General features: G+C 63.2%; 17 protein-coding genes and 2 riboswitches. Of the genes, 13 read left to right on the forward strand and 4 right to left on the reverse strand.

Going from position 1 to position 18,942, the window contains the following annotated elements; genetic code table 11:
* Positions 1-38: 38 nt before the first annotated feature.
* The 7 genes from FSO04_RS33750 to FSO04_RS33780 all read left to right on the forward strand — a co-directional run bounded on the left by FSO04_RS33750 (position 39) and on the right by FSO04_RS33780 (position 6,365).
* A complete protein-coding gene (locus tag FSO04_RS33750; RefSeq protein WP_097396658.1) occupies positions 39-1,154 on the forward strand; it encodes an ABC transporter permease in 1,116 nt (371 codons plus the stop codon).
* Complete coding sequence (locus FSO04_RS33755) at positions 1,147-2,073, forward strand: ABC transporter permease (protein ID WP_154565891.1); 927 nt, start codon at positions 1,147-1,149, stop codon at positions 2,071-2,073. The genes FSO04_RS33750 and FSO04_RS33755 overlap by 8 nt, the downstream gene beginning before the upstream one ends.
* A gap of 61 nt (positions 2,074-2,134) precedes the next feature.
* A complete protein-coding gene (biuH, locus tag FSO04_RS33760; RefSeq protein WP_154565892.1) occupies positions 2,135-2,869 on the forward strand; it encodes a biuret amidohydrolase in 735 nt (244 codons plus the stop codon).
* Positions 2,870-2,872: 3 nt separating this feature from the next.
* The gene (locus FSO04_RS33765; protein WP_154565893.1) at positions 2,873-4,510 is read left to right on the forward strand and encodes an ABC transporter ATP-binding protein; all 1,638 of its coding nucleotides are present in this window, start codon (positions 2,873-2,875) and stop codon (positions 4,508-4,510) included.
* Entirely contained in the window at positions 4,507-5,202 is a 696-nt protein-coding gene (locus tag FSO04_RS33770) for a cysteine hydrolase family protein (protein ID WP_154565894.1), read from the forward strand. Before FSO04_RS33765 ends, FSO04_RS33770 begins: the two co-directional genes overlap by 4 nt.
* Positions 5,193-5,579, forward strand: coding sequence for an oxalurate catabolism protein HpxZ (gene hpxZ / locus FSO04_RS33775; protein WP_154565895.1), 387 nt, complete (start codon positions 5,193-5,195; stop codon positions 5,577-5,579). The genes FSO04_RS33770 and hpxZ overlap by 10 nt, the downstream gene beginning before the upstream one ends.
* A 36-nt stretch (positions 5,580-5,615) precedes the next feature.
* Positions 5,616-6,365, forward strand: a complete 750-nt coding sequence (locus FSO04_RS33780) for a GntR family transcriptional regulator (protein WP_154565896.1) — start codon at positions 5,616-5,618, stop codon at positions 6,363-6,365.
* A 10-nt stretch (positions 6,366-6,375) separates the two neighbouring features.
* Here the strand turns inward: FSO04_RS33780 and FSO04_RS33785 are convergent, their stop codons facing one another.
* From FSO04_RS33785 to FSO04_RS33800, 4 genes are all read right to left on the reverse strand, one after another.
* Positions 6,376-7,419 (reverse strand): rod shape-determining protein, encoded by a 1,044-nt coding sequence (locus FSO04_RS33785; protein ID WP_028194510.1) that lies wholly within the window; start codon positions 7,417-7,419, stop codon positions 6,376-6,378.
* 120 nt (positions 7,420-7,539) lie between these two features.
* Positions 7,540-7,950, reverse strand: coding sequence for a hypothetical protein (locus tag FSO04_RS33790; protein ID WP_233465063.1), 411 nt, complete (start codon positions 7,948-7,950; stop codon positions 7,540-7,542).
* 113 nt (positions 7,951-8,063) lie between these two features.
* The gene (locus tag FSO04_RS33795; protein WP_154565897.1) at positions 8,064-9,107 is read right to left on the reverse strand and encodes an ABC transporter substrate-binding protein; all 1,044 of its coding nucleotides are present in this window, start codon (positions 9,105-9,107) and stop codon (positions 8,064-8,066) included.
* Between the two features lie 173 nt (positions 9,108-9,280).
* Positions 9,281-9,414, reverse strand: a riboswitch (guanidine-I (ykkC/yxkD leader).
* A 117-nt stretch (positions 9,415-9,531) separates the two neighbouring features.
* Positions 9,532-9,900 (reverse strand): helix-turn-helix domain-containing protein, encoded by a 369-nt coding sequence (locus FSO04_RS33800; RefSeq protein ID WP_154565898.1) that lies wholly within the window; start codon positions 9,898-9,900, stop codon positions 9,532-9,534.
* Between the two features lie 156 nt (positions 9,901-10,056).
* Between FSO04_RS33800 and FSO04_RS33805 the strand changes: the two genes are divergently transcribed.
* From FSO04_RS33805 to FSO04_RS33830, 6 genes are all read left to right on the forward strand, one after another.
* Entirely contained in the window at positions 10,057-10,995 is a 939-nt protein-coding gene (locus tag FSO04_RS33805) for a sugar phosphate isomerase/epimerase family protein (RefSeq protein ID WP_154565899.1), read from the forward strand.
* A gap of 9 nt (positions 10,996-11,004) precedes the next feature.
* Positions 11,005-12,063, forward strand: coding sequence for an isopenicillin N synthase family dioxygenase (locus tag FSO04_RS33810; protein WP_154565900.1), 1,059 nt, complete (start codon positions 11,005-11,007; stop codon positions 12,061-12,063).
* A 512-nt stretch (positions 12,064-12,575) separates the two neighbouring features.
* Positions 12,576-12,733: riboswitch (guanidine-I (ykkC/yxkD leader) on the forward strand.
* A gap of 57 nt (positions 12,734-12,790) precedes the next feature.
* On the forward strand, positions 12,791-13,546 hold the full coding sequence (locus FSO04_RS33815; RefSeq protein WP_154565901.1) for an urea amidolyase associated protein UAAP1: 756 nt from the start codon (positions 12,791-12,793) through the stop codon (positions 13,544-13,546).
* Positions 13,547-13,557: 11 nt separating this feature from the next.
* Positions 13,558-14,214 carry an urea amidolyase associated protein UAAP2 gene (locus FSO04_RS33820; RefSeq protein ID WP_154565902.1) on the forward strand — a complete coding sequence of 219 codons (657 nt, stop codon included), beginning with the start codon at positions 13,558-13,560 and terminating at the stop codon, positions 14,212-14,214.
* A complete protein-coding gene (uca, locus tag FSO04_RS33825) occupies positions 14,211-17,834 on the forward strand; it encodes an urea carboxylase (protein WP_154565903.1) in 3,624 nt (1,207 codons plus the stop codon). The genes FSO04_RS33820 and uca overlap by 4 nt, the downstream gene beginning before the upstream one ends.
* A gap of 105 nt (positions 17,835-17,939) precedes the next feature.
* Positions 17,940-18,911, forward strand: a complete 972-nt coding sequence (locus tag FSO04_RS33830) for an ABC transporter permease (protein WP_154565904.1) — start codon at positions 17,940-17,942, stop codon at positions 18,909-18,911.
* The last annotated feature ends 31 nt before the right edge of the window (positions 18,912-18,942 follow it).

Consider the following 18,942-nt stretch of genomic DNA (forward strand, 5'->3'; position numbering starts at 1 on the left):
GTGAGTGTGCGTGACTTTGCATGAGCGAAGGAGCCGTGATGCGCCCCAATGCCCCTACCGCGAGAGTGATGCTGTCGCTCTTGCCCGCGTTGCCGACCGCGTTGGCGGTGCTCGGCACGCTGCTGCTGTTTTCGTTGTTCCTGCTGGTGCAGGGGCAGCCGGCGCTCGATGCGATCGGGCTGATCTTTGAGGGCGCTTTCGGCTCGTCGTTCGCGTGGCAGAGCACCTTGCTGCGTGCGTCGCCGTTGATGTTGACCGCGTTGTGCGTCGCGCTGCCCGCCCAGGTTGGACTGATCGTGATCGGCGGCGAGGGCGCGCTCGCACTCGGCGGCATGTGCGCGGCGATCGTCCCGCAGATGCTGCCGCACGGCACGCCGTGGCTGATCGCCACGCCGTTGATGGCGGTGGCCGGCATGCTGGCCGGCGGTATCTGGATCGGCGCGGTCGGCGCGTTGCGGCAGTGGCGTGGCGTCAACGAGACGATCAGCAGCCTGTTGATGTCGTATATCGCGATCGCGCTCTTCAAACATCTGGTGGAAGGGCCGCTGCGCGACCCCGCAAGCCTGAACAAACCGTCCACCTATCCGGTGCCCGACGCGATGATGATCGGCTCGATCCCCGGACTCGACACGCACTGGGGACTGTTCTGGGGCGTCGTCGCGTGCATCGCGGCGTGGGTGTTCGTGAAGTTCAGCACCAAGGGCTTTGCGATGCGCGTGGTGGGCGGCAGTCATCGCGCGGCGCGTCTGGTCGGCTTGCCGGTCAATCTGCTGGCTCTTGCCGCGTGCGTATTGGGCGGTGCTGCGGCGGGACTCGGCGGTATGTTCGAAGTGGCGGCGGTGCAGGGCAGCGCAAATGCATCATTGCTCGCGGGCTATGGCTATGCGGGCATCCTCGTTGCGTTCGCCGCACGGCAGAATCCGCTCGCGATCATCGCGTGCGCGCTGATGATCGGCGGCATCGAGGCGAGCGGTTCGCTGCTGCAACGTCGGCTCGATCTCCCCGACGCCACCACGCTCGTCTTGCAAGGTCTGCTGTTCGCCAACCTGCTCGCGTGGGAAGCACTTGGCGGGCGCATCGCCGCATGGCGCGTCAAATTGCAGGCCGCCGCGCAGACCGATCTTCCCGTGCAACTGGAGCAGACCCATGCCTGATATGCACTCGCCCATCGTGATCCTGTTGCTGTCGCTGTTCGCCGGGGCGATCCGTGTCAGCACGCCTTATCTGTTCGTTAGTCTCGGTGAGTGTCTGACCGAGAAGGGCGGGCGCGTGAATCTCGGCCTCGAAGGCATCCTAGTGTCAGGCGCGATGAGCGGCTATGCCGGTGCTTTTCTGACCGGCTCGCCGTGGGCCGGCGTGCTTACGGCCGGTTTCGTCGGCTTGCTGCTCGGCTGCCTGCATGGTCTCGTGTGCTCGTTGCCGCGCGTGTCGGACATTGCGTTCGGCATCGCGTTGATGCTGCTCGGCACCGGGCTCGCGTTCTATCTCGGCAAACCCTTCATCGAACCGCAGGCGCCGATGCTGCCGTTTATCGATCTTGGCACGTGGACCTCGTCGCCTCAATTGCATAACGCGCTACATATCAACCTGCTGTTCGTGATCGGCGTGGTGCTGGCCTTCGTTCAGCAATGGGGCTTGCGCAATACCCGTTGGGGGATGGTGCTGCGGCTCGTCGGCGATCACGCCGAGACGGCGCGTGCCATGGGCTATCCGTTGACGCGCGTGCGCATCGCCGCGACGGCGGTGGGCGGTGTGTTCGCGGGCATCGGTGGCGCGTATCTGTCGCTGGTTTATCCAGGCAGTTGGAATGAAGGGCTCTCCAGCGGACAAGGACTGATGGCGGTGGCGCTGGTGATCTTCGCGCGCTGGCAGCCCTTGCGTTGCCTGTGGGCCGCGTTGCTGTTCGGCGCGGCCGGCGCGCTCGGGCCGGCGTTGCAGGCGATCGGCGTGACGAGCGGCTACTACCTCTACAACGCGGCGCCGTATGTGCTGACGCTCGCGATCATGATCGTCAACTGCCGTCCGGATCGCACGCTGGCTGGCGCGCCGGGCGAGTTGAGCCTGACTCGCTGAGCTTGCCCTACCGTGCGTGCCTTCAAAGACCCCGCCAGGACCTAACAAGGATCTCACCGCCATGAACCGATTCATCGAAGCGAAACCCTACCCGTGGCCCTACGATGGCGACCTGCGGCCGGACAACACGGCACTCGTGATCATCGACATGCAGACGGATTTCTGCGGCCACGGCGGCTATGTCGACAAAATGGGCTATGACCTGTCGCTGACGCGCGCGCCGATCGAGCCGATCAAAAGCGTGCTGAAGCCGATGCGCGAACTGGGCTTCACGATCATTCACACGCGTGAAGGGCATCGCCCGGACCTCTCCGACCTGCCCGCGAACAAACGCTGGCGCAGCCGCCGCGCGGGCACCGACGGCGTAGGCATCGGCGACGACGGCCCATGCGGCAAGATCCTCGTGCGCGGCGAACCGGGCTGGGAAATCATCGACGAACTGAAGCCGCTGCCAGGTGAGATCATCATCGACAAACCCGGCAAGGGTTCTTTCTGCGCGACGGATCTCGAACTGATCCTGCGTACGCGCGGCATCGTCAATCTGGTGCTGACCGGCATCACCACCGACGTCTGCGTCCACACGACCATGCGCGAGGCCAACGATCGCGGCTTCGAATGCACGGTGCTGGCCGATTGCTGCGGCGCGACCGACAAGGGCAATCACGACGCCGCGCTGCACATGATCACCATGCAAGGCGGCGTGTTCGGCACGGTGTCGGATTCGCACGCGCTGCTGGCTACGCTATTGGCCACGACGGCGGCGCCGGCAGCGGCGCTGGCCACTTCAGGCAGATAAACCATGACCACGGCGCCGAAGGCATTGGGCGTGGAAGTGCTGAACGCAAGCAAATCGTTCGGCGCGTTTCGCGCATTGGATAGCGTCTCGATCAAGGTCAAAGCCGGCACGATTCACGCGCTGCTTGGCGAGAACGGGGCGGGCAAGAGCACGCTCGTGAAGGGACTGGTCGGCTACGGCGTGCTCGACGACGGACAGATCGCCGCCGACGATCGTGAGGTCCACATCGCATCGCCGCGCGATGCACAGGCGCTCGGCATTGGCATGGTGTATCAGCATTTCACGCTGGCGTCAGGCCTATCGGTCGAAGAAAACCTGTTGCTCGCGCGCGGACGGATGCCGTGGAAAATCGACTGGAAGGGCGAGCGCGTCGCGCTTGCCGCGTTCATGCAGCGCATGCCGTTCCGCTTGCCGCTCGACGCGCCGGTGGCCATGCTCGCCGCCGGTGAAAAACAGAAACTCGAGATACTGAAACAGCTTTATTTGCAGCAACGCTTCCTGATTCTCGACGAACCCACCTCGGTACTGACACCACAAGAAGCGGACGAAGTGCTCGGCCTGATGCGTGATCTGACCTCGCGCGGCGAGCTGACGGTGCTGATGATCACGCACAAGTTCCGCGAAGTGATGGCTTATGCCGACGACGTCACCGTGTTGCGCAAGGGCCGGCAAGTCGGCACGAGCGCGGTTGCCAACACCAGCCGCGACGAACTCGCAGCGTGGATGATGGGCACCGTCGCTACCCATGCGCCGAACGAAGTCCCTTTGAAGGACGAAGCGCCGGTGATGGCTGCGGTGACCGTGGAACGCCTGCCACGCAAACCAGTCGACGACACGGCGCAAGTGCGTCTCGCGTTGCGCGACGTTTCAGTCGAAGACGATCGCGGCCACACGGCAGTCAAGCACGCGACGCTGTCCGTGCGTGCGGGCGAAATCCTCGGACTTGCGGGCGTTTCAGGGAACGGACAGAAGGAACTGGTGGAAGCGCTGGTCGGGCAGCGTCGTGTGAAAGCCGGCGACATGGAGGTAGCGGGCAAGGCCTATCACGCAACGCGCGAAGAGATGACCCAAAGGCGCGTGTTCGCGATTCCCGAGGAGCCGCTGAAAAACGCCTGCGTCGCTGCGATGAGCGTGGCGCAGAACCTCGCGCTGCGCGACTTCGATCGCGAGCCGTTGCGGCGCGGCGGCTGGTGGCTCGACCGGCGTGCAGTGCGTGAGCGCGCCGCGCAGTTGATCGCCGAGTTCAATGTGCGTCCACCGCTACCCGAACGAACCATCGGCACGCTGTCGGGCGGCAACGTGCAGCGCGCAGTGCTGGCGCGCGAACTCGGACAGCCGGTGGATGTGCTGATCGTCGCGAACCCTGTGTTCGGTCTGGATTTCGCGTCCGTCGCCGATATCCATGCCCGTCTGATGGCTGCACGCGATGCAGGCGCGGCAGTGCTGCTGGTCAGCGAAGACCTTGACGAACTGCTCGAACTGGCGGACCGCATCGTGGTGATCGCGGAGGGCAAACTGGTGTTCGAGACGCCGGCGGCACGTGCGGATCGGACCGTGCTCGGTCAGCATATGGCAGGGCACGGCGACACGCCGGCGCATCGCGCCGTACCCGCAGAAAGAATGAAGGAAGCCATCGGATGACACAGCAAACCCCGCTGACGATCGACGCCCAACCGGGTCCCTTCACGTTGGACCCCACGAAAACCGCGCTGGTCTTGATCGACATGCAACGCGATTTCATCGAACCGGGCGGCTTCGGCGAATCGCTTGGTAACGACGTGTCGCTGCTGGCTGAGATCGTGCCGACCGTCGCCGCGCTGCTGGCCTTCGCGCGCAAGCATCAATGGCTCGTGGTGCACACGCGTGAATCGCACGCGGCGGATCTGTCCGACTGCCCGCCGGCGAAACGGCTCAGAGGCGCGCCCAATGCCCGCATCGGCGATGCAGGACCCATGGGGCGCATCCTGATTCGCGGCGAGCCCGGTAATGCAATCATCGAGCCGCTCGCGCCGCTTGCCGGTGAACTCGTGATCGACAAACCCGGCAAGGGCGCGTTCTACGCCACCCGGCTCGGCGAAGAGCTCGCGACGCGCGGCATCACGCATCTCGTGTTCGCGGGCGTGACCACCGAAGTGTGCGTGCAGACCTCGATGCGCGAAGCCAACGACCGTGGCTACGACAGTCTGCTGATCGAAGACGCAACCGCCAGCTATTTCCCCGCGTTCAAACAGGCGACGCTCGAGATGGTGCGCTCGCAAGGCGGCATTGTCGGCTGGACCGCGCCGCTTGCTTCATTGACGAAACTCGACGAGACGATCCCGGCATGGAGATAAATCAGCCCGAAGTGGTAGCGCAAGTGCAGGCAGCCTTTGTCGAATACGAGCGGGCGCTGGTCGACAACGACGTCGCGGCAATGAACGCGCTTTTCTGGCACACGCCGGAGACGGTCCGCTATGGAATCGCCGAAATCCAGCATGGCGGCGAAGCGATCCGTGCATGGCGCGAGAGCTGCGAGCCGGTGCCGAAGTCGCGCAAGCTGCATCGCACCGTGGTAACAACGTTCGGCACAGACTTCGCCACCGTCAGCACTGAGTTCACCAGTGATGCGACGCCTTTGATCGGCCGTCAGATGCAGACGTGGGCGAGGCTCGGTCCCGCCGACGGCTGGAAGATCGTCGCGGCGCACGTCAGCCTTATCGCCATGCCATGAAACGCCGATAATAAGAAAAAAGGGGATGTGGCATCAATGAACGACGATACGACAAATCTGCTCGAGACCCCCGCGGAGCCTGACACGCCTGCCGTGCCGGGCGCCGCCAATCCGCTCGCCGAGCAGGTGTACCAGCAGTTGAAGAACGATATCTTCAGCTTTCGCCTGTTTCCCGGCGACCGTTTTTCCGAAAACGGCATCGCGCAGCACTACGGCGTGTCGCGCACGCCGATGCGCGACGGCCTGTTTCGTTTGCAACGCGAGGGTTATCTGGAAGTCGGCTTCCGGCGTGGCTGGAAAGTCTCGCCGATCAATTTCGACCAGCTCGATCAGCTCTACGATTTGCGCATCGTGCTGGAGGTAGCGGCCGTCGAACGCGTGGGGGCGGGCGGCGACGTCGCGCATGCGGCCGTCGAAGCGCTGAAGGCGATATGGTGCGTCGAGCCCGAATTGCGCGAGAGCGACCCGGTCAAGATGTTCGGCATGGATGAGAACTTCCACCGTCAACTGGTCGCGGCGACCGGCAACGCGGAGATGCTGCGCGTGCATAACGAAGTGACCGAGCGCATCCGCATCGTGCGTCGATTGGACTTCCTCAAACCGCACCGCACGAGCGCCACCTACGACGAGCACGCCACCATGCTGAACCTGATCGAACGCAACCGGGTGACGGAAGCGATCATCCTGCTGCGCGCGCATATCACGCAGAGCAAGCTGGAAGTGCGCAAGATCACGCTTTCCATGCTGGCCGCTGCGCGCGATAGCAAGTTGCCGTTTGTGTCCTGAGTGACCACCCTCACTCGTACGAAAACGCCCCGCCGAACTTATCCATCCGCTCCAGCGCCATCCCCGAGCCACGCACCACACAGGTCAACGGCGCTTCGGCGACGAACACCGGCAGGCCGGTTTCTTCCGCGAGCAGGCGGTCGAGATCGCGCAGCAACGCACCGCCGCCCGCGAGCATGATGCCGCGCTCGGCGATGTCGGCGCCCAGTTCCGGCGGCGTCTGTTCCAGCGCGATCTTCACCGCCGAAACGATCTGGTTCAGCGGATCGGTGAGCGCTTCGAGAATCTCGTTGCTGGACACCGTGAAGCTGCGCGGAATGCCTTCGGACATATTGCGGCCCTTGACTTCCATCTCCTTGACTTCGGAGCCCGGAAACGCGGAGCCGATTTCCTTCTTGATGGCCTCGGCAGTCTGCTCGCCGATCAGCATGCCGTAGTTGCGGCGAATATAGTTGACGATCGCATCGTCGAACTTGTCGCCGCCCACGCGCACCGAACCTTTATAGACGACACCACCGAGCGAGATCACGCCCACTTCGGTCGTGCCGCCGCCGATATCGACCACCATCGAGCCGGTCGCTTCCGACACCGGCAGGCCGGCGCCGGTCGCTGCGGCCATCGGCTCTTCGATCAGATAGACCTGCGAGGCGCCCGCACTATGCGCGGCTTCCTTGATCGCGCGGCGCTCGACCTGAGTCGACCCGCATGGTACGCAGATGATGATGCGCGGCGACGGCGCGAACATCCGCGACTCGTGCGCCATCTGGATGAAGCGCTTGATCATCTGCTGGGTGATGTTGAAGTCGGCGATCACGCCGTCCTTCATCGGGCGGATCGCCTCGATATTGCCCGGCACCTTGCCGAGCATCTGTTTCGCTTCCTTGCCGACGGCCAGAATGATCTTCTTACCGTTCGGGCCGCCTTCCTGACGAATCGAGACCACCGAGGGTTCGTCCAGCACGATGCCCTTGCCACGCATATAGATCAGCGTGTTCGACGTGCCGAGGTCGATTGCCAGGTCGTTGGAAAAATAGCCACGCAAAAAACCGAACATGCAAATTCCTGTCTCGCTGATGCCGGGCGCGTGAGCGCGCCGCTTGGGATGCCGCCCGGAGGCGGCAGGCGACCAGGTGATGGCCGGAGAGAGGGAAGAATAACAGTTTCGGGCGCCGGGCTACTTCGGCGGGCGTGCTCGCAGCAAGTTGTCGCCCTGCCATTTGATGCGGTCGCAGTTGCTTTTGACCCGCACTGCGAATTCCGACGGGGAGTTGAGTTGCAGCGCGCGCATCTGGATCGCATCGCTATCCCCGCGCTGCCAGCCCGCCTGCCAGCGCGTATCGAACTGGCTGGCTTCGGTCAGGACCTTTCTGAGTTTCTCCTTGTACTCGACCACGTCCTGCTCGGAGCCTCCGCAGAATTCTTTGGCAAAGCGGGCGCGCTGGCCCGCGGCTTCCGCGCTGCCGTTGGCGCTGTCTTCGCTGGCTAACACGGATCGCGGCTGGGTCAGCAGCAGAAGCGACAAAAGCAGCGCCAGTACGGGTGCCAGCGCAACCAGGGCGTGATAGCGAGACCGGTTTTTATACACGATTGCCTCCTTGTGGCCGTCCTCCGGCGCCGCAATGAATCGCATGTGTGCAGCGACGGAGCGTGCTGCCCCCATATTACCGTGTATAGCTATAGACGCCCGGCCAGCGCTACTTACGGCGCGTTGGTCAGCGCCGGATCGAGATAGGCGCTCACGTTCTGCGATTGCTTGTAGACGGCGTTGCGTACGTTGAACTTGTCCGCGTTCACGCTCGAACCGTACACCGAGTCCAGCCCGTCACCTTTGACGAAGGCCTTCCTCGCCGCCGTCGCGTCGAGCAGGTGCGTGCCTTTCAGCAACGGAAGATATTGGGCCGGCGTCAGGCCGACGCGCGCGGACATGATCTTGACGGCATCCGGTTGCGTCTTCGGATCGTTGATGTAGGCCACGCAGCGATACCAGACCTTGATCACCTTGGCCCAGTCGGCCTTGCGCGACTGCAGACTGACCGGATTGACCGTGATCGCGTCATAGATCAGGCCCGGCGCGTCGGCCGAGGTGAAGATGGGACGTGAGCCCGGCACGCGCTTGAGTGCTTCGCCCGCGTTCGGTTGCCATGCGCCGACCGCTGCGACGTCGCCGGACGACGCCAGCACTTGCGGCAACTCATTCGTCTTCGCGTTGACGAGCGTGATGTCCGATTCCTTGAGCGCATGCTTTTCGAGCGCCGTGTCCAGCAGCAGGTGATCGACCAGACCCATTTCGACCCCAACTTTCTTGCCCTTGAGTCCGGCCACGGTGCGAATGGGCGGCTTGGCCACGATCATGTCGTTGCCGCTCGAGTAGTCGGTCAGGAGAATCATCACGTTTTTGGCGCCGCTTGCGCCGGTGACCAGCGCATCGCCGTTGGTTGCGCCGACCGCGTCGAGTTTGCCGGCGGAGAACGCGTCGAGTGAGGCCGAGTAGTCGAACCACTGGAAATTGACATCCACGCCGGCTTCCTTGAACCAGCCTTTGTCGATGGCAACCTGGAACGCGACGAAGCCGGGCCAGTCGCTATAGCCGATGGCGAGCGGCGTGGTCGCTTGTGCAGGTGCGGCGGCAAAGGCGATAGAGACCGCGGCGGCAGCACCGGCGATCGCGCCACGCATGCGGCGCGACGAGGCAAGGCTGCTCAGTAAGGTAAGGGACGTACGGGCGGATTCGAAGCGTTTCATCGTTTTCTCCAGGAGACCGGTCAATTGCGATTGTTGAGTTGGATCGCGCGGCGACTGCGCGATAAAACAACATGACCGGTTCCCGCGAGAATCCGATTGGTGCGGACACTGTGCGAAAACTGCGGGAGACAAACGCCGGCCACGGAGAGGCACGATAGGCATCGCTATCGCCAATCTCCCGGGCTTTTGTCCCGCCGTGTAGTGCGGCCAGCTCGTTCCCGGATCAAGTCCGAATCGAACGAACAGGTGCACCGGGCTGCTCTCGGACCAGACATTCTCGCGAACCGGAACCCTAGCATCCCTAAGATGCGACGCTGCCGCACCTCTCGGCGATTAATCTAGCGAGAAATATGCCAGCCGGATTGCGCGATGCCTCGAGATGCTTGTTATGCGAATGCTTCAACGCGGACATGGCGTCAAAGGCTCAATCCAAGGTGGCGAAACGCTGATGCACGTAGGCGAGAAACTGCTCGAGGCGTTCCTCGATCGAGGCCGCGAGACTGACCCGTTTGATGCGGCGATCCGCTTCGGAACTCGTCTCCAGCAGCCAGCCGGCGTCGATCAGCTCCTGCACGTAGCGCACCGCGGTGCGGCGGCTCACGCCAGGCATGAACTCGTAGAGCGCCGTCTTGGCGAAATCATCTTCCGGTTCGACCCACATCCGGCAAAACAGATCGCTGTAGTTAAGGTCGTTCAGCCCCAGGTCGCCGAAATGCGAGGACCACTGCCAGTCCATGTCGAGAATGGCGCGCGCGACGGCTTGCCCCTTGTGACGCGCAAGTTTCTTCTTCATCGATTCACCACGAGGAGGAGGGGTGCACAGTTTAAGTGCTAATCGCGCCGGAAATTGGGCGCGCCAGAATTATGCATGGCGAGGCCGGGATATTTTATTGGCGAAGGAATTTCGTGTGTACTATTGCATGCAATTGTGCATGTAATTGGAGAGGCGATGAAATTCGAATTGTTCAAGACGTTCTGGGGATTCGATGGTGGTCCGCATGATGCGGCGCCAATGGTACGTGCCGCCGGGTTCGACGGTATCGAAGCGCCGGTTCCGACGGGTGGGGTTGAGCGTGAAGCGTTTGCGCAGGCAATCGCGGATGAACGTCTCGAGTTCATTGCGGAAATTACGACGGCGGGCAGTTATGTGCCGGAACGGTCCGCCACACCCGCGGACCACCTGCGCGACTTCGAAGAAAAGATCGTTTGGGGCAAGCCGCTCAAGCCACGCTTTTTCAATGTGATGGCGGGCTGCGACGCATGGCCGGCCGCCACACAGGTGGATTTCTTCACGCGCGCGGTGGAAATCGCCGCGAAGCACGAGGTGATCTGCAGCTTCGAGACGCATCGCGGCCGCTCGTTCTACAACCCATGGATTACCCGCGACGTCGCGCGTGCCGTGCCGGACCTCAAGCTGACTTGCGACTTCAGCCATTGGGTATCGGTGTGCGAGCGTCTTCTCGACAGCGAGTGGGACACGATCCTCGAGCTTGCGCCGCATGCGCATCATCTGCACGGGCGTGTTGGCTATCCGCAAGGTCCGCAGGTGCCGCATCCGGCTGCACCTGAGTACGCGGACTGCCTCGCCTCGCATCAGCGGATCTGGGAGGCGCTGTGGAGCGCGCAGGTCGATAGGGGCTATACGAACACGACGATGACACCCGAGTTCGGCCCCGACGGTTATCTGCACACTTTGCCGTTCACGAATGCTCCGGTGGCCGATCTATGGGAGATCAACACGTGGATGGGGCGCGAAGAGCGACGTCACATCGCGGCGTTTCTTGCCGGACGTGAGGCGCGTGGCGGCCAGCAAACCGAATCGCAAGCGAACCTGTCCGCGCAAATGCATTCGCCGACTCAATCGCCCACCGAACCGCAGCCCGTATAAGCCAAGCTCATGAGCCAATCCCACACGCGTTTCGACCGTCTGCCCATCGTCGACGTCAGCGGCCTTTTTAGCGATGATCCCGACCAGCGTCTTGCAGCCGCCCGCGAACTCGACCGCGCGGCGCGTGACGCGGGTTTTTTCTACGTCACTGGTCATCAGGTCTCGCGTGCACAGCAAGCTGCGCTCATAGAACAGGCCAAGCAGTTCTTCGCCGCCCCCGACGACTGGAAGATGCGCTATTACATTGGCAAATCGACTGCGCATCGTGGCTATGTACCCGAAGGCGAAGAGGTTTTCGCAGGCGGCAAGCGCGACAGGAAGGAAGGTTTCGACACGGGCCGGGAACTGCCGCCTGACGACCCGGATGTCCGGGCCGGCACGCCGATGCTCGGGCCGAATTTGTGGCCCGAGCAGCCAGGCTTTCGTGAAGCGATCGGCGGCTATTACGAGGCGGCGTTCGCGCTCGGCCGCGCGTTGTTCCGTGGCTTCTCGCTTGCACTCGGCTTGCCGGAGACGCATTTCGACAGCTATTTGCAGAAGCCCCCGAGCCAACTGCGCCTGCTTCACTATCCCTTCGACCCGTCCGCGGAAGACCGGCCGGGCATCGGTGCGCATACTGACTATGAGTGCTTCACGATCCTGCTGCCGACGGCCCCTGGCCTCGAAGTGATGAACGGCGAGGGTGAGTGGATCGACGCGCCGCCGGTCGACAACGCGTTTGTCGTGAACATCGGCGACATGCTGGAGGTATGGACGGGCGGCACGTATGTGGCGACGTCACATCGCGTGCGCAAGGTGAGGGAAGAGCGCTACTCGTTTCCGCTCTTCTTTGCCTGCGATTACCACACCGTGGTCCTACCACTGCCGCAGTTTGCAACACCCGAGGCGCTGGCGAAATACCCGCCGGTTTCGGCGGGAGATCATCTGTTCGCGCAGACGGCGCAGAGCTTTACCTATTTGAAGCAGCGTCTCGAACGCGGTGAGTTGGTGTTGCCGGAGGGGTCGAAGGGGTTGGCGAGCTTTGGGCAGCAGGCTCGTTATGCGGGTACTGAGCAGGATGTTGCCTGACTGATGGCACTCATTGAGGCCGTGTGTGTGGCCGCCCCGGAAGCGCGTTTAGTGCTGGTTATCTGGCCGGAACGTGCTTGCAAGACACAGGTTCTCAACCAACGCGCAGCCTAGTCTACGAGCGGCGCCGTTGCTTTTGCAGTTCGATGAAACGAGCCGACATGAGCGTGTAGAGCGTGCGGCGAAGCGTGGCAAGCGTGAGCATGGTCGGATGAGGGCGGTGAAGTGTGTGACGCCTTATCACGCACACACCGTGCCATCGTGCAGAGCCCCTACACCCCGTGATAAACGTAATCGCGCGGCCCAATCATGGTGCTTCGCGCATTCAACTGGTGCCGGTTTGCCCTCAGCCGTGGTGCGTGCGCCATCAAGCCAATGAACCTCTGCTTGCCGCATTGTGCCGCCGATACCATTCAATCCCTTGCCACAATGCGCCTGCGGCCTCAGCAACATCACGCTGGCACGCAACTCGCTTAGCTACGCAGCGAGAGGTGCGAAGTAATTTGCATCATCTTCAGGATCGCTAGGGTTCCGGTCGTACCGCTTTAAAGGCTTCCAGAAGGCTTCAAAGCGCGCACACGATGTCTGGTCCGAGAGCAATCCGGTCTTGCCGTTCACCTTCTTTCAAGGCGCCGGCGAGGCTCCACGGAGGGATAAAAGCCCGGGAGGTCGCGATGTCGGTCAATCGCCCTCTCATGCTTTTTCCCAACCGATACCTGGAGCCTCCATGTCGACGCAAACCTCAGTCGATCTCGCACCGATCCCGCATGTGTTGTGGGAAACAGTGATTCCTGCCGGCACGCATTGGTCCGGCGTGCTGCGCCGTGGCATGGCGCTGCGCATCGTCGATCCCGAGGGCGGCGCCAATCTGGCCGCCGTGTTCTACCGGCACGACGAACCGCTCGAACGCTACAACATGGCCGATACCTTGAAGGCACAACACACCGCGCATCTGACACGCGGTCACGTGCTCTATTCGGATATGGGCCGCGTCATGGCGTCGATCACCGCCGATACGCTCGGCTGGCACGATCCGCTAGGCGGCCTAGGCGACGCCGAACTGTTCGCCGACAAATACGGCACAGCCCGCTATCAGCAACATCGCAATGCGATGGTCCGCAACGGCCGCGACAGCCTGTTGCTTGAGCTGGCGAAACACGGTCTGGGTACGCGCGATCTCGTCGCCAATATCAACTTTTTCAGCAAGCTCGCGATCGGTGAGGATGGCTCGCTCGACTTCGTCGCGGGACATTCCCCTGTCGGCGCGGCCTTCGATCTGCGTTTCGAAATGGACACGCTCGCCGCGTTTTCGAGCGCACCGCATCCGCTGAACCCTTCCTCCGAATACGAACCGAGGCCCGTCAAGCTGATCGCGTACCGCGCGTATGCCGCCGATGCCTCCGTACCGGCCGACGATCCTTGCCGCGCCGCGTGCCCTGAGAACGGGCGCGGCTTCGTCAACACCGATCGTCTGTTCGTTTAAGGAGACCCGCGATGCCTATCATCGAAAGCAAACTCGACATCCGTAACGCGGTCTACGATCTCACACTGCCGTCCGGCCAGCCGTGGCTGCATGAAATCAAACGCGGCCAGTTGTTCCGCATTCTCGACCTGGAAGGCAATCAGGCCGTCGACACGCTGTTCTACAACAGCGCCGATCCGCTCGAACGCTACAGCGCGCAGGACACGATTCGCGCGCAACGCAATCTCTATCTGTCCGCAGGCAGCGTGCTGATGTCGAACTTAGGCAAGCCGATGCTGACCATCGTCGCGGACACCTGCGGGCGCCACGACACGCTCGGCGGAGCCTGCGCCGCCGAGAGCAACACAGTGCGTTACGCGCTCGACAAGCGCTATATGCATAGCTGCCGGGACAGTTTCCTGCATGCCATTACGCATTGCACCTGCGGCGTTGGCACGCAGCTCACCAAACGCGACATCGTCAGCAATATCAACTTTTTCATGAATGTGCCGGTGACACCACTCGGCAAACTGACCTTCGAAGACGGCATCTCCGCCCCGGGTAAATACGTCGAAATGCGCGCCGAGATGGACGTGACGGTACTGATCTCGAACTGTCCGCAGTTGAACAATCCGTGCAACGGCTATAACCCGACGCCCGTGCGGCTGACCATCTGGGACAGCCAATGACATTCGACAAAGTCCTGATTGCCAATCGCGGCGAAATTGCCTGCCGTGTGATTCGCACGCTCAAACGCCTCGGCATTGCGTCGGTTGCGGTCTATTCAGAGGCCGATCGCCACGCCATGCACGTGATGCTCGCTGACGAATCGATCTGCATCGGCCCGGCGGTGGCGGCCGCCAGCTATCTGAATAGCGCAGCAATTCTCGAGGCGGCGCGTGCGACCGGCGCGAATGCCGTGCATCCCGGCTACGGTTTTCTCTCGGAGAACGCGGCTTTCGCGCAGGCATGCGAAGACGCGGGCATCCGTTTCATCGGGCCGCGCCCCGCGCAGATGCGTGAATTCGGCCTGAAGCACACGGCACGCGAGCTGGCACGAGCAAACGACGTGGCGCTACTACCCGGCACCGGCCTACTGCCTGATGTAACTGCCGCGCTAAGCGAGGCCGAATCGATCGGCTATCCCGTGATGCTGAAAAGCACCGCGGGCGGCGGCGGCATCGGCATGTCGCTGTGCCGCGATGCGGCACAACTGGAGAGCGTGTTCGCATCGGTCGCCCGGCTTGGCGAGGCCAACTTCGCGAACGCGGGTGTCTACATCGAGAAATTCGTCGAGAACGCGCGCCATATCGAAGTGCAGATTTTTGGCGACGGCCGGGGCGGCGTGATCGCGCTCGGCGAACGCGACTGCTCGGTGCAGCGGCGCAATCAGAAGGTGATCGAGGAAACGCCCGCACCCGGTCTGACACAAGCGGAACGCGCGGCGTTGCATGCGAGTGCCGTGCGCCTCGCGCAGGCTGTGAAGTATGAATCAGCCGGCACGGTCGAGTTCGTATTCGACGCCGACACGCGGCGCTTCTATTTCCTCGAGGTGAACACGCGGCTGCAGGTCGAGCATTGCGTTACGGAGGAGGTGACGGGTGTCGACCTGGTCGAGTGGATGATTCGTCAGGCAGGGGGCGCACTTGCGCCGCTCGACACGCTGGTTGCGACGCCCAGCGGGGCGAGCATCCAGGTCCGCTTGTACGCTGAAGATCCGCACAAGCAGTTTCAGCCGAGCGCGGGCGTGCTGACCCACGTCGCTTTCTCCGCCGATGCGCGGGTCGACACCTGGGTCGATGCAGGCACCGAAGTCAGCGCGTTTTACGACCCGCTGCTCGCGAAGATCATCGTCAAGGGCGCAACACGCGATGCCGCGCTCGCCGCCATGCGCGCCGCGTTGGCGCAAACCCAGTTGTACGGCATCGAGACGAACCTCGACTATCTGCGCGCCATCGCCGGTTCGGCGACCTTCGCGCGCGGCGAGCAAACCACCGCCTTCCTCACGCGCTTCGTGTTCGCGCCGCACACTATCGACGTGCTCGACGGCGGCGTGCAGACCACCGTGCAGCAGACGCCGGGACGGGTTGGCTACTGGGACATCGGCGTGCCACCGTCGGGCCCCATGGACGATCTGTCGTTCCGCCTTGCCAACGAACTGCTCGGCAATCCGGCCGACGCGGCGGGACTCGAATGCGCGATGGTCGGCGCGACACTGCGCTTCAACACCGCGACGCTGTTCGTGCTGGGCGGCGCGCCGCTCGCCGCCACACTCGACGGCCAACCGGTCACGCTCTGGCAGGTCACGCGGGCACCGGCGGGTTCGGTGCTCAAGCTCGGCGGCGTGACCGGCGCGGGCATGCGTGCCTGTCTCGCGCTCAAGGGCGGCTTGCAGGTGCCGGATTATCTCGGCAGCAAGGCCACCTTCACGCTGGGCCAATTCGGCGGCCACGCGGGGCGCGCCTTGCGCAAGGGCGACGTGCTGCATCTTGCCGCCGACGCAGGTCGCGGCGAAGCGGGCGCGCAACTCGATCCGGCGCGCGTGCCGGCGCTGACGCACGACTGGACCCTCGGCGTGCTCGACGGTCCCCACGGTGCACCGGACTTCTTCACGCCCGACGACATCGCGATGCTGTACGGCACGCGCTGGACGGTTCACTACAACTCAAGCCGCACAGGCGTCCGGCTGATCGGCCCGAAGCCGCAATGGGCGCGCACGGACGGCGGCGAGGCCGGGCTGCATCCGTCGAATATTCACGACAACGCGTATGCGGTCGGCGCGGTCGATTTCACCGGCGACATGCCGGTGATTCTCGGCCCGGACGGTCCGAGCCTCGGCGGTTTCGTCTGTCCAGTAACCGTGGTGGGCGACGAGCTATGGAAGCTCGGGCAACTGCGGCCGGGGGATGCGGTGCGGTTCGAACCGGTACGCGCGCAAGCGCTGTCGATGGCGTCTGCGGCACCTACAGCAACCGCAGCAACGACAAACCTCAACGCTCACGATTGCATTCTCTACAGCGATCCATCGGCCGGTGAGGGCACGGGCGTGGTCTACCGCCGCTCCGGCGATCAGAACGTGCTGGTCGAATACGGCCCGCTTATGCTGGACCTGAACTTGCGCTTTCGCGTGCATGCGTTGATGAACTGGCTCGATGCACACCGGCTGCCCGGCATCGTCGATCTCACGCCGGGCATCCGTTCGCTGCAGGTGCATTTCGACCCGCGCACGCTGTCGCACGACACCTTGCTCGCGCATCTTCAGCAGGCCGAGCGCGAACTGCCCGCCGTCGACGAGATGCGCGTGCCGAACCGCATCGTGCATCTGCCGCTGTCATGGGACGACCCGTCGACGCGGATCGCGATCGAACGCTACATGCAGTCGGTGCGGCCCGATGCGCCGTGGTGCCCGAGCAATATCGAGTTCATTCGCCGCATCAACGGTCTGGATAGCATCGACGACGTGAAGCGCATCGTCTTCGACGCGCGTTACCTGGTGATGGGTCTCGGCGACGTCTATCTCGGCGCGCCGGTGGCGACGCCGCTCGATCCGCGCCACCGGCTCGTCACGACCAAATACAACCCGGCGCGCACCTGGACGCCGGAGAATGCGGTGGGAATCGGCGGCGCCTATCTGTGCGTGTATGGCATGGAAGGGCCGGGCGGCTATCAGTTTGTCGGCCGCACCGTGCAGATGTGGAACCGCTATCGCACCACGCGCGAATTCGAAGCCGGCAAGCCGTGGCTGCTGCGGTTTTTCGACGAGATCCGCTTCTACGAAGTCAGCGAGGCCGAGTTGGCCGAGCTGCGCGCCGACTTCATCGCAGGTCGCGCGAGTCTGGAGATCGAGGAATCGGTGTTCGACCTCGGCGCGTACAACCGCTTCTTGAAGGATGAAGCCGAATCGATCTCCGCCTTCAAACGCCTGCAACAGGCGGCGTTCGACGAAGAGCGCGAACGCTGGAACGCAGCGGGGCACGCCGAGTATGTCGGCGAGCAGGGCAGCGACGCGGGTTCGGCTACCGGCAACGGGGCGGACGACGCATTGGCGGCCGGTCAGCAGAGCATCGTCGCCGATGTCTCGGGCAGCGTCTGGAAACTGCTCGTCAGCGAAGGCGAACGCGTGAGCGAAGGGCAGGTAGTGGCAATCGTCGAATCGATGAAGATGGAAGTGTCCGTTGCCGTCACCGAAGACGGTGTGATCGAAACGATCGATTGTGCGGCCGGCGTGGCAGTTGTTGCGGGTCAGCGCTTGATGGTGCTGCGTGCCGACGTGGCGGCCGGGACCACCGAGGAGGCAACGTGCAAATGAAGCAAGCCGACGAACTGTTCAAATCGATGTTGCTTGTGGCGCTGCAGTCGCGCTGCAAGTCAGGCGGATCGAGTTCCGACACCGAACGCTGCCCCGGAGAATCCCATGACCGTAATTAACAGAAGCGACTGGTTCGCGGTGCGCCGCGAACTCTCCGCACGCGGCAAGTGGCTATTGGGCTTCGGCTCGTTTTTGTTGCCGGTTCTCGTATGGTGCATCGTCAGCTACGTGCCGTTCGTCTGGCATCCGCAGGTGCTGGTCGAGAGCCCGGGCAGCGTCGACTATTTCCAGCCCGGCATGCGCGTCGACAAGGACGTGTTCGCCGACGAACTGAGCCATGCGCAAGCCGGCCACACGGCATTGCCGACGGGCGAGCCGGTCAACCCGGTCTACCTGCCCGCGCCCCACGAAGTGCTGCGTGCGTTCTACACCGCGTTCACGACGCCCCCTGCGTCGCGCGACGGCGTATGGCTGCATCAAAGCCTGTGGCACAGCATTCAGGTGATCTTCTGGGGCTTTCTGCTGTCGTCGGTGATCGGCGTGCCAATCGGCATCGTCTGCGGGACTTACAGCGCGATTGCGCGGCTGCAGGAGCCGTTTTTCGAGTTCTTCCGCTACTTGCCGGCGCCCGCGTTCGGTGCGCTGATGGTGGCGATCCTCGGCATTTACGACGGTCCGAAGATTGCCATCATCGTGATCGGCACGCTGTTCCAGCAGGTGCTGATTGTGGCGAACACCACGCGCAAGCTGGAGTACGGCCTGTTCGAAGCGGCGATGACGCTCGGTACGAAGAAACTCAAGCTGCTCACGCATGTGGTGATTCCCGGCATCCTGCCTGACCTGTACCGGGATCAGCGCATTCTGCTCGGCTGGGCGTGGACGTATCTGATCGTGGCGGAACTGGTCGGCACCAGCTCCGGTATCACGTGGTACATCACGCAACAGGCGCGCTATGAGCATTTCGACAACGTCTACGCGGCCATCATGATGATCGGGATTATCGGACTCGGCACCGATCTCGTGCTGGCCTATGTCGGCCGCAAGCTGTTTCCGTGGGACCGCACGCTCAAGGCGTAGCAGGACCGATCGAGCCACGGCCTGGTGTCAT

It is taken from the genome of Paraburkholderia madseniana, from assembly GCF_009690905.1.
Taxonomy (GTDB): Bacteria; Pseudomonadota; Gammaproteobacteria; order Burkholderiales; family Burkholderiaceae; genus Paraburkholderia; species Paraburkholderia madseniana.

Coding starts and splice junctions, on each gene's coding strand:
- FSO04_RS33795 (WP_154565897.1), bottom strand. CDS start 9,107: ATGAAACGCTTCGAATCCGCCCGTACGTCCCTTACCTTACTGAGCAGC.
- FSO04_RS33755 (WP_154565891.1), top strand. CDS start 1,147: ATGCCTGATATGCACTCGCCCATCGTGATCCTGTTGCTGTCGCTGTTC.
- FSO04_RS33800 (WP_154565898.1), bottom strand. CDS start 9,900: ATGAAGAAGAAACTTGCGCGTCACAAGGGGCAAGCCGTCGCGCGCGCC.
- FSO04_RS33820 (WP_154565902.1), top strand. CDS start 13,558: ATGCCTATCATCGAAAGCAAACTCGACATCCGTAACGCGGTCTACGAT.
- hpxZ (WP_154565895.1), top strand. CDS start 5,193: ATGGAGATAAATCAGCCCGAAGTGGTAGCGCAAGTGCAGGCAGCCTTT.
- FSO04_RS33815 (WP_154565901.1), top strand. CDS start 12,791: ATGTCGACGCAAACCTCAGTCGATCTCGCACCGATCCCGCATGTGTTG.
- FSO04_RS33830 (WP_154565904.1), top strand. CDS start 17,940: ATGACCGTAATTAACAGAAGCGACTGGTTCGCGGTGCGCCGCGAACTC.
- FSO04_RS33780 (WP_154565896.1), top strand. CDS start 5,616: ATGAACGACGATACGACAAATCTGCTCGAGACCCCCGCGGAGCCTGAC.
- FSO04_RS33810 (WP_154565900.1), top strand. CDS start 11,005: ATGAGCCAATCCCACACGCGTTTCGACCGTCTGCCCATCGTCGACGTC.
- FSO04_RS33785 (WP_028194510.1), bottom strand. CDS start 7,419: ATGTTCGGTTTTTTGCGTGGCTATTTTTCCAACGACCTGGCAATCGAC.
- FSO04_RS33770 (WP_154565894.1), top strand. CDS start 4,507: ATGACACAGCAAACCCCGCTGACGATCGACGCCCAACCGGGTCCCTTC.
- FSO04_RS33750 (WP_097396658.1), top strand. CDS start 39: ATGCGCCCCAATGCCCCTACCGCGAGAGTGATGCTGTCGCTCTTGCCC.
- biuH (WP_154565892.1), top strand. CDS start 2,135: ATGAACCGATTCATCGAAGCGAAACCCTACCCGTGGCCCTACGATGGC.
- uca (WP_154565903.1), top strand. CDS start 14,211: ATGACATTCGACAAAGTCCTGATTGCCAATCGCGGCGAAATTGCCTGC.
- FSO04_RS33805 (WP_154565899.1), top strand. CDS start 10,057: ATGAAATTCGAATTGTTCAAGACGTTCTGGGGATTCGATGGTGGTCCG.
- FSO04_RS33765 (WP_154565893.1), top strand. CDS start 2,873: ATGACCACGGCGCCGAAGGCATTGGGCGTGGAAGTGCTGAACGCAAGC.